Here is a 13951-nt window from a genome sequence, read left to right on the forward strand (position 1 = left end):
GGCATGATCCGCAGGGACACTTATGCAGAGCCGATAACCTGAGAGAAACTCACGGTTACCGGCTCATTTTATTTTTCATGGGATTGGGCTGTCAATAGAAAAGGAAAATCTAAGGGCAGAATCATGGGCCTGCCCGATTTATCATATACAAAACATTGCCGGGCTATAGTGTATATTGAAGAGGGATAAGTCAATAGATAAAATATAGGTGAATACCAGAAGGAGGTAAACGGTAATGTCCGATACAGAAAAACAGATCTATCCCCGCACGGGAGATAAAGAAACGGTGTACTTGAACAGTGTGGTCAAAGACCCAAGTATAGTGATCGGGGAATACACGATGTACCATGATTTTGTCAACGACCCGGCTCAGTTTGAGAAAAACAGCGTCTTATACCATTATCCGATCAACCACGACAGGCTGGTAATCGGAAAATTCTGTTCCATAGCCTGCGGAGCGAAATTTCTCTTTAACAGCGCCAACCATAAAATGTCCTCTTTGTCTACCTATCCGTTTCCTCTGTTTTATGAAGAGTGGGGATTGGACCGCGCGGATGTCGCCGGCTCCTGGGATAACAAAGGGGATATCCTCATTGGAAACGACGTATGGATTGGTTACGAGGCCGTGATTCTGGCCGGTGTCACGATTGGCGACGGTGCGGTCATAGGAACACGGGCGGTGGTCACGAAGGACGTACCGCCGTATACGGTGGTCGGGGGAATACCTGCCAAAACCATTAAGAAGCGCTTTTCAGAAGAAACCATTTCCGCGCTGCTGGAATTAAAGTGGTGGGACTGGCCGAAGGAAAGAATCGCGGAGAGCATCGGCGCGATTCAGACAGGCTCCATAGAACAGCTGAGGAAATCGTCACATTTTTGATACTTTCTTTTTATAATCGTTCCCCCAATCCACCATGGCGTCCAGCACCGGCTTGAGGCTGTATCCGGTTTCCGTAAGAGAGTACTCTACTCTTGGAGGAACCTCCGGATATACCTTTCGGTTCACAAGACCACTTTCTTCCATGGAGCGGAGATTGGCGGTCAAAACTTTCTGCGATATGCTCCCAATGGATTTTTTCAATTCTCCGAACCGTTTCTTTCCATCCATCAGATCCCGGATGATCAATACCTTCCAGCGGTCGCTGATGAGCATCAGGGTGGTCTCCACCGGGCAGGCGGGCAGTTCTCTGTTCATAAAAACCTCCAATTCATGCAATAGTTTCGTTTGGGTGACTAGGGCACAATAAAGTGCTTACTTTACCAATAGCCCTTATGGATATATTATATTCTTACAGGTGAGAAGTTACAAGTGATTGAAAGAAAAGGATGGAGGAATTCAAAATGAAGATTGCAGTCGTATGTGCAAATGGAAAAGAAGGAAGCCTGATCGTGAAAGAAGCGATGGACAGGGGGCTTGACGTCACGGCAGTGGTGCGTGGAGAAAACAGATCGGCCGCAGAGAAGGTCATTCAGAAGGATTTGTTTCAGCTGACTGCCTCGGATCTGGAAGGCTTTGATGTGGTCATTGACGCTTTTGGGGCATGGACACCGGAGGAGCTGCCGAAGCACAGCACATCTTTGAAGCATCTGTGTGATACTGTCAGCGGAAAAGATACAAGGCTTCTGGTGGTCGGAGGGGCGGGGAGCCTCTATGTGAATACAGAGCATACGGCACAGGTAATGGATGGCCCCGACTTTCCGGATATCTTTAAGCCGCTTGCGTCCAATATGGGGAAAGCGCTGGAGGAGCTGCGCGCCAGGAAGGATGTAAAATGGACTTATTTAAGCCCGGCCGGAGACTTTCGCGCCGACGGAGCAAGAACAGGGAACTATATTCTCGGCGGCGAGGAGCTGACGCTGAACTCCAAAGGGGAGAGTGTTATCAGCTATGCGGATTATGCGATTGCCATGGTCGACGAGGCAGTGAATGGAGGCCATATTCAGCAGAGGATATCTGTTGTCGCGGAATAAATGGAGGAGGAAAGCACGATGGGTGCGGAAGAATATCTGCAGATCTTAAGGGAGGACATTCATTCGGTGATATTTGCGACGGCAGATAAGGACGGACATCCCGTGACCTGCGCTGTAGATATCATGCTGTCGGACGAAGACAGCGTGTATTTTCTGACGGCAAGGGGAAAGTCCTTTTATGAGCGGCTGTGTGCGGATCCGTTTATATCCCTGACGGGACTGAGAGGAAAAGATACCATGTCCAGCCAGTCCATCACCATCCGGGGGAAGGTTCGGGAAACAGGCGGCGCGCTTTTGCCGAAGATTTTTAAGAAGAATCCTTATATGGTGGAGATCTATCCCACTGAGACCAGCCGGTCGGCCCTGACCGTTTTTCAGATCTATGAAGGCAGCGGGGAGTACTTCGATCTGAGCTGCCGTCCCATTTACCGGGAGAGCTTTTCCTTTGGAGGCGCCAGGGCGGCCGCAAATGAAATGGATGTAACGGAGGAATGTACTGGCTGTGGTCTTTGTTTACCCGTATGTCCTCAGAAGTGCATCGATATTTCTGCCCGCCCGGTGAAGATTCAGCAGGAACACTGCCTGCACTGCGGGAAATGTGCGGAAATCTGTCCGCAGCAGGCGATCGCGAGGAGGAAATCATGTCACAGCAGGAACGATTGCTCTATCTGATACAGTATTTGATCAAGGAAAACGCCAAGTATAGTAGGCTTAAGATCCCGCGGTCCACAGAAGAACAAAAGCGCCTGTTCCGTTCTCTGATGAATGTTCGCCCGCCGGAACCGGTCACAGATGAGTTTTTAAAGATTCAGGACGCATATCTGATAGAAGAGCGGGACCGCAAAGGGGTAGTTTCCGTATCGGAGCTGTCTCCGATACAGGAGGGAATCTGTCTGTGGAGGGGAGATATCACCACTTTGCAGGCGGATGCAATCGTGAACGCGGCTAACCGATCGCTTCTTGGCTGTTTCATACCTTGCCACAGATGTATTGACAATGCCATACATTCTGCCTCAGGAGTGCAGCTCCGGCTGGCCTGTCAACATATCATGGAAGAACAGGGAAGAGACGAACCGGCAGGGGCTGCCAAGATCACAGAGGCGTATAATCTGCCCTGCCGGTATGTGCTTCATACGGTAGGCCCGATCGTACAAGGAGAGCCGACGGAGACAGACAGAACGCTTTTGGCGTCCTGTTATCAATCCTGTCTGGAGCTGGCGGCGGACAGTGGGCTTAAGAATATCGCATTCTGCTGTATTTCCACGGGAGAATTTCATTTTCCCGGTAAAGAAGCGGCTAAGATTGCTGTGGAAACCGTGAAAGGTTTTTTACGGGCGGACAGCCGGATACAGAGGGTTGTTTTCAATGTCTATAAAGATACCGATTTTCAGATTTATATGGAATTGCTGGGAGGTTATCAATGCAGTCACTGAAAACTAATATAGGACAGAAAACATGGAAGGAGCTGCTCGGCGAGACCGGTGCGATACTGATCGGGGCGGGCGCCGGGCTGTCTGCTTCGGCCGGCTTTTCCTATTCCGGCAGGCGTTTTGAAAAGTACTTTGCGGATTTCCGGGAAAAGTATGGTTTCCGGGATATGTATTCGGGCGGTTTTTATCCGTATGAGACGCTGGAGGAATACTGGGCGTATTGGAGCCGATATATCTGGATCAACCGGTTTATGGATGCGCCGAGGCCGGTTTATGAGGAATTGTTTTCACTGGTGGAAGACAAAGATTACTTTGTCCTGACTACAAATGTGGATCACTGTTTTCAAAAAGCCGGCTTCGATAAAAAGCGCCTGTTCTATACACAGGGGGATTATGGTCTGTGGCAGTGCTCCCGGCCCTGTCACGAAAAAACCTATGATAATGAAGATACTGTCCGTCAGATGAGGGCGGAGCAAGTGAATATGAAAATTCCAACGGAACTTGTACCGCGCTGCCCTGTCTGTGGCGCGCCGATGACCATGAACCTTCGCTGCGACGATACCTTTGTACAGGATGAGGGATGGCATCAGGCTGCCGGACGGTATCAGGATTTTGTACGCCGCCATCAGGGCCAGTCTGTTCTTTATTTGGAATTGGGTGTAGGAATGAACACGCCGGGCATTATCAAATATCCCTTTTGGCAGCAGGTCCGGCGAAATCCCCTGGCAAATTACATTTGTATTAACAGAGGGGAGGCTTATGTCCCCCGCGAGATTCAAAAACAGAGCTTTTGTCTGGATTGTGATATAGGAGCGGCATTGAAGGAACTACGCTCTCTATGACGGAATAAACAGGCCGTTTGTACTGATGATCTTAACTAGAAAGACGGCGTATCCAAGCCTTTCCCCTGCCATGAGGGAGGCGTGGAACAATGGACTGCATGACATACGTTTTAAAGCTCATCTGTAAAACTGCATACTAGTTTATTAAAGGCCGGCTGCTTGCCGGTCTTTTGTTACTTCCTGCTTAATAATCTTTGCTCTGTCGGGTGCCATATATACTATATAAATGCAAGATATATTTGACATGCGTAAATAGAAAGAATATAATAAAGACAGGAAAGGATAGAAACAAAGAGGTGAGGGATGAAAAACCTGAAAATGAAAATCGCAAGGATGGAGAAAGATTTGTCGCAGATTGAGCTGGCAGAACGAGTCGGCGTGACGAGACAAACCATTGGGATGATAGAGGCGGGGGATTATAATCCTACACTCAAGCTGTGCATTGCGATCTGCAGAGAACTCGGCAAGACGCTGGATGATCTGTTCTGGGAGGAGGGGGTTAGATGAAAGAAAAAGGTCTGGACGAAAGGCAGAGACAGGTTTCCGCCAGAACAGGCGCCGTCAGCTTTTATGTCATGTTTATCCTATGTACGGCGGTTATTCTGATAAAGCTGGCCGGAAAGGGAAGGCTGGAGGATGTCGCGGGTGAAACGGCCATATTGATCGCGGGCGGTATCGTCTATCTGGCCGGATGTATCAAAAGCGGCATCTGGACCAGGAACGGCGGCGGAATGACGGTGTGGCAGATGGCGCTGGGAAGCGTCGTGTGCTCTGGCCTCTTTTCGGCGTTATATGCTTGTATCATCGTACAAAAAGCTGGTGAAAATGCAGCCGTCGCCAAATATACCGTTATATTTTTTGCAGGAATAGCCGTTCTGTGCTTTATCTGCCTGTATACTTTGGAAAAGGCCGCACAGATGCGAAAACGGAAACAGGAGGAAAAGTATTCCGAATAGGGGGTGTATTCATGGAAGGACAGGAATTAGTGATGCTGGTCTCCGCAGCGGGCAGGACAGAGGCGGAGCAGATACTGCAGGTACTGAAAGAAAACGGAATCCCCGCCGTCAGGAAGGGCGGGGTCATGGACGTCTATATGGGAAATTCGATCACAGGTGAAGAGATCCTGGTCTCCCGGGAAAACCTGGATACAGCGAAAAAAATCCTGGAGGGCTTCCAGCCCATCAGTACGAATTCTGGAGGGGGCCGCCGTGCCTATTCTAAGGGCCAGAAAACAATCGGCTGGATTTTGCTGGCCGTCGTAGTTGTTCTCTGTGTAGTAATTCCCATTCTATTTTTATAGAAAGAAACCGAGTAAAACAAGACATGCCGCCGTCATGTTCCCGATGATATCCTGTAAAAAGGGATTCTGATATGGAAATACCGAGGCAGTCCGGCCAGAGATCAAGAGAAAGGACGACAATATGGAGTGGGCTAATATGGAGCATATGGAAAATTTGGTTTCTCTGCTTTGGAGCAAAGACCATAATGCGGGCTATGCAGCCCTTAAGCGGCTGGAGGAACTGTCCGGCGAATCGGATGCTGTGTATCTCTATACAGACAGATTTGCAGAAATGCTGGATTCAAAAAGCTCTTATGTTCGAAACAGGGGACTGCTCCTGCTGGCAGAAAATGCCCAGTGGGACGAGGAGAGAAAAATGGACCGGATCCTGGACAAATATCTGCTCCACATTGAAGATGAAAAGCCGGTCACTGCCAGACAATGTATCGGGGGCCTCAAGAAAATGATTTCCGCCCGTCCAGAATGGATTCCGCGGATAAAGCGGGCGCTTCTTGCGGCGGATACGGAGAAATATAAAGAGAGCATGAGAGGGCTGGTGGAAAAGGACATAGCGGATGTACTGCGCGTTATTGGGGAAAATTGAAAAATCATTCAAAAAAGTATTGACCCCTACGGAACGTCATGGTGTAGAGTGACGTTATCAAGGTCAGGAGGAAGCATCGATGAGAACAGTGAAAGAAGTTTCAGAGCTGACGGGTATCAGCGTGCGCACGCTTCATTATTATGATGAGATCGGCCTTCTGCGGCCGACTGTCTACAGTGGGGCGGGATACCGGCTTTATGACGATAAAGCCTTGGAGACTCTGCAGCAGATACTGTTTTTCCGGGAATTTGACATGCCGTTAAAAGAAATAAAGGCAGTCATGGAGAATCCTGATTTTGATGAGGAACGGATATTAAAGAGCCAGAGGAAGATGCTGGAGCTTAAGAGAGAACGGCTGGACCGTTTGATATCCGGCATTGATGATATTCTGAAAGGAGTCAATCGGATGAATTTTGAAGTGTTTGATGAGACGGAGATCGAAGAAATGTATCAGTCCATGGTCGGGAAGATGGACGAGCAGCAGGTTCAAGTCCTCACCGAAAGATATGGCGGGCTGGAAAATTTCCGGAAGCATTTCCTGGAAAGTGCGGGCAGCCAGCAGGCGCAGGAAAATTTTCAGAAAGTGGTGGAGTGGTACGGGGATAAGGAATCCGTCAAAGAATCGGTAAAGAATCCGGGCAGTTCGGAGATCATGCAGGCGTACCAGAACCGGATCGATGCAATCTACAGGAGGCTGGCAGATAAGAAAGGCACAGATGTGTCCGCTTTTGAAGTAAAAGCGCTGATAGGCGAATATGATTTTGTTTCCAAACAGCTGTATCAGATGAAGGATGTGAGCAAATTGATGAAGGAGCTGGCAGAATCCTGTCGGACCGACGAAAGGATGAAGGAAGCGCTGGACCAGCAGTATGGGGAAGGCGCATCCGAATATATCGGAGAAGCGATTCTTGAATTTTACAAGAGCTGATTATTGATATGTGAGATACTGCGGACCCGCATTGATATCAGCGGGTCTGCGGTTATTTTCTGAGTGTCTCAATCTCACCATTGAAAACTGAGCCAAAATTTTAATAGGAGTGTGATATGAAGAAATTGACAGTTACTTCTCCGTGCTTTGAAAACGGAGGCTTGATACCGATCGAGCATACAGGGTATGGAGCAGACCGTTCTCCGGAACTTCTGCTGGATTGTTTCCTCGATTTGCCGGTCGCGTCGAGAAAAAAGGTGTTGCTGAAAGCCATGGAAAGCGGGGAAGGACTGCGCCAAGGGGCGGCATTATTATCTGGGGTATTAAATATAGTTTTCATAGCGGCACTGTTCTTGCACTGACGTTCCCAGCAAGGTAATCGCCTGTTTGGGACAGCTGCTGATACATCGATAGCACATGGTACATTTTCCGGCGGGAATGGCTTTTCCGTTTACAATTGAAAGGTTTTTCATGGGGCAGAGAGAGGAACAGATTCCGCAGCCAATACAGGCGCTGCTTATCTTCAGCCGGTCAGAATACCCCTTCGTCTTTCCATAGAACCAGAGTCTTTGTCCAAACAGGCCCGCCAGATGAGAGAGGAACGTGATTCCTTCCCTCGGATAGTTCCCTTCGCGAATCATGGCTGCAGCCTGTTCTATTTTTCTATCCGCGTTTAAAAGGATCTGCTTATTCTGCTCCTTGGTCTTTTTGAGCAGCTTACTGTCACATACCGAATCAGGCATGCGGATATGCAGTCCTCCCAGGATAACGGCTCCGTGTTTTTTTAATATTCTTGCGGTACAGCCGGCGCCGTCTCCGCTGAACGCTCCCATGGTGGCCATGCAAAATATTTTTTTGTTTTTCCAGAGAGAGGCATTTTTACTTATAAAATTCCGGACCATGTAGGGTGCGTTTGAGTACTGGGTCGGATATCCCAAAACTACTATGTCATTTCTGATTATTTCTGTGATAACGCGTTCCGATTCTAGGGGTATGGTTATTGCCGGTGGGTCAAGAAGCGAGACCAATTTCTTTATACAATGTTCGGTGTTTCCCGTTCCGCTTAAATAAACTCCTATCATTTTTCGTCTCCTGTTTTCAAAAGAGGATTTCTGTGATTATTAAAGATACCGTCTTACTTTTTTCATGTACTGTTCGTAGCTCTCTCCAAATTTCTCCAAACACCATCTTTCCTCGGAAAGAATGATCCAATGGGTGGAAAATATAAATACGAGCACGATTCCTCCCAGCGGCAGCGATCTTGTCAGCAGGGCGCAGCCTGAAAAGCACAAAAAATAGGACGCGTACATGGGATTTCGGGAGTAACGGTAAAGACCGCTGGAATTTAGCCCCGAGGCGGAAGGGGCAGCGTAGTTAATCATGGAGACCGCGCAGAAAAAAAGGCCTGATATGTAGACGACGGCACCAGCGGCAAACAGCCAGGAAAAATCCATATTAACAGTGAGAAAGCATAAATACACCATAAGTGCGATATTTGAGATCTGATATATCCAATAGGCGGTCTTCTCATTTCCAACCACAGGAGGAAAATAAGCCGCGCGTTTTACCGCGCCTCTGCTCAAATGAGAAAGAAGTCCGAACCTTATCAGGAAAAATGGTATTAACAAGAAGAATCCATTCATTGAATTTTCACGTCCTTTTCTACGCTGCCTGTGATTCTCAGTATACTCTGCCGAATTTCCGGCTATGATTTATGTCTCTTTTTTTCTGGAGGCCTTCCAGCCTCCATATATATCTGTCCTTCCGGAAGACTAAACATGTCAGGACACCTGTCAAGCCGAGAAATAGAAAGAGCATGGCGGCTCCGGAGCCTTTCCCCCGGCCGAACAGGGCGAGAAAAAAACTGCCCTGCGGCCGGGCTTCTATGAATGGCTCAAATAGGTTATCCACGAACAGGCCTCCGAGAAGATATCCCAAGGGAATGGTGAAAAACTGAAGGGTATTGCGGACCGAGTAGACCCGTCCCTGCATCTCAATGGGGATGCGAGAACGGAATAACACGTCGATGTTGGTATTCATTACCGGTATGAACAGCCATCCCAGAATGGCTCCTGTACACCAGACCGGGAGGCTGCGTCCGAAAGCGAGCAGGAAATTTTCTGTGCTCATGGAAAACAACAGGGCATTGCAGATGGCGCGAATCCGGCTCTTGGGAGGAGGGCAGAAGGACATGAAGACGCTTCCGGCCAGATTCGCCAGACCTGTGCAGGCGTTTACCAGGCCGAGAGCCGTCTGGCTTCCGCCGTTCCTCGAGAGGAGCATGGCAGGAAGCGCGGCATTATACATGGACGCAATCAAATTAATGACAGCGAGAAACAGGATCAGATCCAGGATGCCGCGGTTTTTTCGAAGATATACCAGCCCGGCTTTCATTGTATCCCACAGAGAGCCGGCGCCGTTTTCCGGCGCTGCTTTCTGCTTGGGAAAATGGATGAAAAGGGCGAGGGTGAGAAACGCTGTGACGAAGGTGATCAGGTCGAAGAGAATGACTGCGGTCATCCCGAAAAAGGAAAGGACCGTGGTCGCGATGACCGGTGTCAGGACCGTCACCAGGGAGTTGGAAAAGGAACGCATCCCTCCGACGCGCTGGTACTGTTCTTTTGGCGCCAGCAGGCTGACCGCCACGTCAGAGGCGGGCTGCTGTACGGTGTTCATAAGGCCGTTCAAAGCGTTGATGAGGTATAAATGCCATATCTCCAGCCTGCCGGTGCCGAGAAGCGCCAGAACCAATACGGTAGTGGCGGCGGCCGCACTGTCACAGATGAGCATGGTGCGCTTTTTGTCCCATTTGTCACTCAGTGCGCCGGCAAAAATGCTGAGGAGCACATAGGGGGCATAGGAACAGATGGAAAGCATCGCAGTGGTCAGGGCGGAGCCTGTCCGCTGATATGACCAGATGACGAGCGCATAACTGGTCATGGAGCTTCCCAGAGTGGAAAAAGCCTGAGTTATCCATAAAAGGATAAACGTATGTAATCCGTAAAATGGGTTTTTTGATTTCTTCATTATGACTTTGCTCCTTTTAATATATTTATAATATTAAAATGCAAAGCCCGATCGGACGTAAAGAAACACGTCTCCATGCAAATCCGTCCGCTGATCAGACTCTGCATGGAGCGCCGTCAATACAGAGACGCATAGGTATCCCGCCTTTCTGTGATAGAATAAAACTCATAATTAATGTATCATCTTTTCCAGATTTAGTCCAGCGCAGAACAATATCCACAAATCTCAGCTTTTACCAGTATAATTAACTCGAAATTGACAAATACTTAACAATAAAAACCTATTTATACTTGCAGAGCAGAAGGAGGATCATATGAGCAGATTTACATTACCCAGAGATATTTACCACGGGAAAGGATGTCTGGAAGAGCTTAAAAACCTGAAAGGAAAAAAAGCTTTCTTCGTAGTGGGAGGAAGCTCCATGAAGAAACAGGGATTTCTGGATAAGGCTGTGAATTACCTGAAGGAAGCAGATATGGAAGTAAAGCTGTTTGAAGGGGTGGAGCCTGACCCCTCCGTAGAGACGGTCATGAAAGGGGCGGAGGCCATGAGAGAATTCCAGCCGGACTGGATCATTTCCATGGGCGGGGGTTCTCCAATCGACGCTGCGAAGGCTATGTGGGCATTTTATGAATACCCGGAGACTACCTTTGAGGACCTTTGCATACCTTTCAATTTCCCGGAGCTGAGGATAAAAGCAAAATTTGCGGCGATTCCCACTACCTCCGGCACGGCGACAGAAGTCACGGCCTTTTCCGTGATCACCGATTATCAAAAGGGAATCAAATATCCCCTTGCGGATTTCAATATAACTCCTGATGTTGCGATCGTGGATCCGGAGCTCGTGGAAGGGCTGCCCGCAAAGCAGGTGGCTTATACGGGGATGGATGCCCTTACCCATGCCATTGAGGCCTACGTGTCCACACTCCATTGTACCTTTACAGATCCGCTGGCAATTAAAGCTATCCAGATTGTAAACAGTGATTTGATCAAGTCCTATGATGGGGACATGAAGAGCCGTGAAGATATGCATTATGGGCAGTGCCTGGCAGGAATGGCGTTTTCCAACGCGCTTTTGGGAATCGTTCACTCCATGGCCCATAAAACCGGCGCGGTATTCTCCACGGGTCATATCACCCACGGCCTTGCCAACGCCATGTATCTGCCCTATGTGATTTCTTATAACGCAAAAGAGCCCGAAGCGGCCAAAAGGTATGCCGAGATCGCCAATGCCATTGGGATAAACGGCACGGAGCAGGAGTGCGTAGACGGGCTGAAGAAAAAAATCCGCTCTATGAACGATTATCTGGGAATTCCCAATACTATGAAGGACTGCGGTGTGAAAGAAGAGGAATTCAGGGAAAAAATCGGGGAGATTGCGAAGAACGCGGTGGAAGATGCGTGCACAGGCTCCAATCCCAGAACGATTGATGCCGCGGCGATGGAAAAGCTGTTCACCTGCATTTATAACGGGACCGAAGTGGAGTTTTAATAAATATATTCTTCTTTATACGAGCGCCGTTTTCTGCCTTCTTTTGGATGGCTGGATACGGCGCTCACGGTTTCCGGAAAAATGTCATTGACATACCCATCAATCGTATGTATAATAAACATACCGTTGGTATGTATGAGGAGAAAAGAAATGGCCAGAAATAAATATCCGGAGGAAACCAGGAATTTGATCATTGAGACAGCTACTAGGCTGTTTATAGAAAATGGATATGAGCATACCTCCATTCAGGAGATCATCAATCACCTGGGCGGACTGAGCAAGGGGGCTATTTATCATCACTTTAAATCAAAGGAAGACATCATGATAGCCGTGGCGGACCATATATATTCTGGGTCCGAGGAAAAAATGCAGAGGATTCGGGAAAGGAAGGACCTCACCGGAAAAGAAAAGCTCCGGCTCATGTTCCATGAATCTGTCTATCAGCCTTCCCAGATAGAAATGTTCACGGCCGCTCCTGATATGCTGAAAAATCCACAGCTTCTGGTCCGCTACCTGGCCGAATCCATACAGGATGAGTCCGTATCCTATATACTTCCCACGGTTCAGGAAGGGATAGAGGACGGTTCCATAGTGACGGATTATCCGAAGGAGCTCTCGGAGACGCTGCTTTTACTGGGCGGAATTTGGCTGAACCCCATGGTTTACCACTGCACACCGGAAGAGGCTGTGCGGAAAATGCGGTTTTTTCAGCACACGCTCCGGCTCTGGGGCGTGGATGTCATCGAGGACGGGATGGTCGAGCAGCTTGAAAAATATGTGGAAATGTACAGACAAAATAGAAAAGAGGAATGATTCGGCGGTGTTTCCGCCGGATATACCGGCATGAAAGGCATAAGAGGAATATTTTTTTGGCCCAATACATACCGACAGTTGGTATTAAAGAAATCAAGACAAACTCGCGGACACACAACAAATCGGAAGGATAGAGGTTTATTTATGGAAGGACAAAGGCAACAGATTGTTTCAAAGGATTTTGTCATGGTAGTGATCGGACAGATTATTTCGCTGTTCGGAAATGCGGTGCTGAGATTTGCTCTGCCGCTTCATCTTCTGAGGGAGACCGGCTCATCAGCTCTGCTGGGAGTGGTATCCGGCTGTACCTTTATTCCGATGTTCCTAATGTCCCCCATCGGAGGATTGATTGCCGACAGGGTAAATAAACGGAACATCATGGTGGCGCTGGACTTTTTTACGGCGGCCCTGGTATTTCTGTTCGCAGTCCTTTATGGGAAAGCGGATTTGGTGCTCATGATTCTGATTGTCCTATTTTTCCTTTATGGAATATCAGGAGCGTATCAGCCGTCGGTGCAGGCCAGTATTCCTCTTCTCGTAAACCGGGAAGGGCTGATGTCCGCCAACGCAGTCATCAATATGGTCGCGTCACTTTCCGGACTCCTGGGGCCTGCCTTGGGCGGCATCGTCTATCAGATCTGGGGAATCCTGCCGGTGTTATACGTTTGTACGGTGTGCTTCACCGTATCGGCGGTCATGGAAATATTCATCACGATTCCTTTTCAGAAGCAGAAGCGGAGAGAGCGGATCATCCGGACGGCATGGAAGGATTTAAAAAGCAGCGTCCGGTTCATAGGAAAAGAAAATGCGGTGATTGGAAAGATGACAATATGCTGCGCTATGATTAATTTTACCTTGTCCGCGCTCATCATCATCAGTTTTCCCGTGGTTGTCACACAGGTCCTTGATTTTCCGCCCAGTCTCTCTTCTCAGATGCTGGGATATCTGCAGGGAATCCTCGCGCTTGGAGGCTTGGCCGGCGGGATATTGGCCGGCGTACTGAACAAAAAGCTGACTATCCAAAAAAGCTGGAAGATCCTGGTGGCATGCTGTTTCGGCACAGCCCCGATGGGGCTGGTCCTGCTGCTGCGGTCCTCTGATTCAGTGGCATATGGGGTATTCGCTGTTTCTGGATTTCTGATCATGGTCTGCTCTACTCTTTTCACGATTCAAGTCATGTCCTATATCCAAATGACGACTCCAGCGACCATGATCGGAAAAGTGATTTCTTGGATACTGGCCATTTCCACATGTTCTCAGCCATTGGGACAGATGACCTATGGGCTGCTGTTTGAAAAGATGGCGGGCAGAGAAGGATGGATATTTCTGGCCTCTGCGTTTCTGTCCGCCGCGATCGCCTGGTTCAGCCGCCGGATATCCATGCAGATAGGGAATCAGGAGGATACCTCCTGCGGACAGGTGAATGTGGAAGGATAAAACAGAATACTTGACAGGAATGCCGCCGCAACGGTAGTATGGAGACAGCAAAGATAAAAACACGGCCCGGTTGGTAGTCCGGGCGCAGCGGCCGTAGAAGTGCGGCGGCTGTCAGTAGCCTTCCTCCT

Annotated in this window: 18 protein-coding genes; 14 read left to right on the plus strand and 4 right to left on the minus strand. The window is 48.8% G+C overall.

The window, feature by feature from the left end:
* Positions 1 to 235: 235 nt before the first annotated feature.
* Positions 236 to 880, plus strand: coding sequence for a CatB-related O-acetyltransferase (locus tag H9Q78_RS12020; protein WP_249301963.1), 645 nt, complete (start codon positions 236 to 238; stop codon positions 878 to 880).
* Here H9Q78_RS12020 and H9Q78_RS12025 read toward each other — a convergent pair.
* Positions 869 to 1195 carry a winged helix-turn-helix transcriptional regulator gene (locus H9Q78_RS12025; protein ID WP_249301964.1) on the minus strand — a complete coding sequence of 109 codons (327 nt, stop codon included), beginning with the start codon at positions 1193 to 1195 and terminating at the stop codon, positions 869 to 871. The genes H9Q78_RS12020 and H9Q78_RS12025 overlap by 12 nt on opposite strands.
* Positions 1196 to 1341: 146 nt before the next feature.
* On the opposite strand from H9Q78_RS12025, the gene H9Q78_RS12030 reads away from it, so the two are divergent.
* From H9Q78_RS12030 to H9Q78_RS12075, 10 genes are all read left to right on the plus strand, one after another.
* Positions 1342 to 1971, plus strand: a complete 630-nt coding sequence (locus H9Q78_RS12030) for an NAD(P)-dependent oxidoreductase (protein ID WP_249301965.1) — start codon at positions 1342 to 1344, stop codon at positions 1969 to 1971.
* Between the two features lie 18 nt (positions 1972 to 1989).
* Positions 1990 to 2643, plus strand: a complete 654-nt coding sequence (locus H9Q78_RS12035; RefSeq protein ID WP_249301966.1) for a 4Fe-4S binding protein — start codon at positions 1990 to 1992, stop codon at positions 2641 to 2643.
* On the plus strand, positions 2613 to 3404 hold the full coding sequence (locus tag H9Q78_RS12040) for a protein-ADP-ribose hydrolase (RefSeq protein ID WP_249301967.1): 792 nt from the start codon (positions 2613 to 2615) through the stop codon (positions 3402 to 3404). Before H9Q78_RS12035 ends, H9Q78_RS12040 begins: the two co-directional genes overlap by 31 nt.
* Positions 3392 to 4243 (plus strand): SIR2 family NAD-dependent protein deacylase, encoded by an 852-nt coding sequence (locus H9Q78_RS12045; RefSeq protein WP_249301968.1) that lies wholly within the window; start codon positions 3392 to 3394, stop codon positions 4241 to 4243. Before H9Q78_RS12040 ends, H9Q78_RS12045 begins: the two co-directional genes overlap by 13 nt.
* A gap of 303 nt (positions 4244 to 4546) precedes the next feature.
* Entirely contained in the window at positions 4547 to 4750 is a 204-nt protein-coding gene (locus H9Q78_RS12050) for a helix-turn-helix transcriptional regulator (RefSeq protein WP_249301969.1), read from the plus strand.
* Positions 4747 to 5199: a DUF6773 family protein gene (locus H9Q78_RS12055; protein WP_249301970.1), complete on the plus strand. Its 453-nt coding sequence runs from the start codon at positions 4747 to 4749 to the stop codon at positions 5197 to 5199. The genes H9Q78_RS12050 and H9Q78_RS12055 overlap by 4 nt, the downstream gene beginning before the upstream one ends.
* An 11-nt stretch (positions 5200 to 5210) precedes the next feature.
* Positions 5211 to 5543, plus strand: a complete 333-nt coding sequence (locus tag H9Q78_RS12060; RefSeq protein WP_249301971.1) for a putative signal transducing protein — start codon at positions 5211 to 5213, stop codon at positions 5541 to 5543.
* 121 nt (positions 5544 to 5664) lie between these two features.
* Entirely contained in the window at positions 5665 to 6126 is a 462-nt protein-coding gene (locus tag H9Q78_RS12065; RefSeq protein ID WP_249301972.1) for a SufBD protein, read from the plus strand.
* 79 nt (positions 6127 to 6205) lie between these two features.
* On the plus strand, positions 6206 to 7054 hold the full coding sequence (locus tag H9Q78_RS12070; protein WP_249301973.1) for a MerR family transcriptional regulator: 849 nt from the start codon (positions 6206 to 6208) through the stop codon (positions 7052 to 7054).
* A 116-nt stretch (positions 7055 to 7170) separates the two neighbouring features.
* Positions 7171 to 7416, plus strand: a complete 246-nt coding sequence (locus H9Q78_RS12075; protein ID WP_249301974.1) for a hypothetical protein — start codon at positions 7171 to 7173, stop codon at positions 7414 to 7416.
* Here the strand turns inward: H9Q78_RS12075 and H9Q78_RS12080 are convergent.
* From H9Q78_RS12080 to H9Q78_RS12090, 3 genes are read right to left on the minus strand one after another with little or no spacing between them, the layout of a single operon-like run.
* A complete protein-coding gene (locus tag H9Q78_RS12080) occupies positions 7378 to 8136 on the minus strand; it encodes an EFR1 family ferrodoxin (protein WP_249301975.1) in 759 nt (252 codons plus the stop codon). The two genes, H9Q78_RS12075 and H9Q78_RS12080, sit on opposite strands and share 39 nt — an antisense overlap.
* A gap of 39 nt (positions 8137 to 8175) precedes the next feature.
* On the minus strand, positions 8176 to 8697 hold the full coding sequence (locus tag H9Q78_RS12085) for a methyltransferase family protein (RefSeq protein ID WP_249301976.1): 522 nt from the start codon (positions 8695 to 8697) through the stop codon (positions 8176 to 8178).
* Positions 8698 to 8734: 37 nt separating this feature from the next.
* A complete protein-coding gene (locus tag H9Q78_RS12090) occupies positions 8735 to 10081 on the minus strand; it encodes an MFS transporter (RefSeq protein WP_249301977.1) in 1347 nt (448 codons plus the stop codon).
* 313 nt (positions 10082 to 10394) lie between these two features.
* Between H9Q78_RS12090 and H9Q78_RS12095 the strand changes: the two genes are divergently transcribed.
* The 3 genes from H9Q78_RS12095 (at position 10395) to H9Q78_RS12105 (ending at position 13823) form a co-directional block, all read left to right on the plus strand.
* Entirely contained in the window at positions 10395 to 11573 is a 1179-nt protein-coding gene (locus H9Q78_RS12095) for an iron-containing alcohol dehydrogenase (protein WP_249301978.1), read from the plus strand.
* A 150-nt stretch (positions 11574 to 11723) separates the two neighbouring features.
* Positions 11724 to 12386: a TetR/AcrR family transcriptional regulator gene (locus H9Q78_RS12100; RefSeq protein WP_249301979.1), complete on the plus strand. Its 663-nt coding sequence runs from the start codon at positions 11724 to 11726 to the stop codon at positions 12384 to 12386.
* Positions 12387 to 12416: 30 nt separating this feature from the next.
* Positions 12417 to 13823 carry an MFS transporter gene (locus H9Q78_RS12105; protein ID WP_249301980.1) on the plus strand — a complete coding sequence of 469 codons (1407 nt, stop codon included), beginning with the start codon at positions 12417 to 12419 and terminating at the stop codon, positions 13821 to 13823.
* The last annotated feature ends 128 nt before the right edge of the window (positions 13824 to 13951 follow it).

Origin of the sequence: Qiania dongpingensis (assembly GCF_014337195.1) — a bacterium.
Lineage (GTDB): Bacteria > Bacillota > Clostridia > Lachnospirales > Lachnospiraceae > Lientehia > Lientehia dongpingensis.

Bases quoted from the DNA above. Each gene is read 5' to 3' on its own strand.
- H9Q78_RS12020 (WP_249301963.1), top strand. From the start codon at position 236: ATGTCCGATACAGAAAAACAGATCTATCCCCGCACGGGAGATAAAGAA.
- H9Q78_RS12025 (WP_249301964.1), bottom strand. From the start codon at position 1,195: ATGAACAGAGAACTGCCCGCCTGCCCGGTGGAGACCACCCTGATGCTC.
- H9Q78_RS12030 (WP_249301965.1), top strand. From the start codon at position 1,342: ATGAAGATTGCAGTCGTATGTGCAAATGGAAAAGAAGGAAGCCTGATC.
- H9Q78_RS12035 (WP_249301966.1), top strand. From the start codon at position 1,990: ATGGGTGCGGAAGAATATCTGCAGATCTTAAGGGAGGACATTCATTCG.
- H9Q78_RS12040 (WP_249301967.1), top strand. From the start codon at position 2,613: ATGTCACAGCAGGAACGATTGCTCTATCTGATACAGTATTTGATCAAG.
- H9Q78_RS12045 (WP_249301968.1), top strand. From the start codon at position 3,392: ATGCAGTCACTGAAAACTAATATAGGACAGAAAACATGGAAGGAGCTG.
- H9Q78_RS12050 (WP_249301969.1), top strand. From the start codon at position 4,547: ATGAAAAACCTGAAAATGAAAATCGCAAGGATGGAGAAAGATTTGTCG.
- H9Q78_RS12055 (WP_249301970.1), top strand. From the start codon at position 4,747: ATGAAAGAAAAAGGTCTGGACGAAAGGCAGAGACAGGTTTCCGCCAGA.
- H9Q78_RS12060 (WP_249301971.1), top strand. From the start codon at position 5,211: ATGGAAGGACAGGAATTAGTGATGCTGGTCTCCGCAGCGGGCAGGACA.
- H9Q78_RS12065 (WP_249301972.1), top strand. From the start codon at position 5,665: ATGGAGTGGGCTAATATGGAGCATATGGAAAATTTGGTTTCTCTGCTT.
- H9Q78_RS12070 (WP_249301973.1), top strand. From the start codon at position 6,206: ATGAGAACAGTGAAAGAAGTTTCAGAGCTGACGGGTATCAGCGTGCGC.
- H9Q78_RS12075 (WP_249301974.1), top strand. From the start codon at position 7,171: ATGAAGAAATTGACAGTTACTTCTCCGTGCTTTGAAAACGGAGGCTTG.
- H9Q78_RS12080 (WP_249301975.1), bottom strand. From the start codon at position 8,136: ATGATAGGAGTTTATTTAAGCGGAACGGGAAACACCGAACATTGTATA.
- H9Q78_RS12085 (WP_249301976.1), bottom strand. From the start codon at position 8,697: ATGAATGGATTCTTCTTGTTAATACCATTTTTCCTGATAAGGTTCGGA.
- H9Q78_RS12090 (WP_249301977.1), bottom strand. From the start codon at position 10,081: ATGAAGAAATCAAAAAACCCATTTTACGGATTACATACGTTTATCCTT.
- H9Q78_RS12095 (WP_249301978.1), top strand. From the start codon at position 10,395: ATGAGCAGATTTACATTACCCAGAGATATTTACCACGGGAAAGGATGT.
- H9Q78_RS12100 (WP_249301979.1), top strand. From the start codon at position 11,724: ATGGCCAGAAATAAATATCCGGAGGAAACCAGGAATTTGATCATTGAG.
- H9Q78_RS12105 (WP_249301980.1), top strand. From the start codon at position 12,417: ATGAAAGGCATAAGAGGAATATTTTTTTGGCCCAATACATACCGACAG.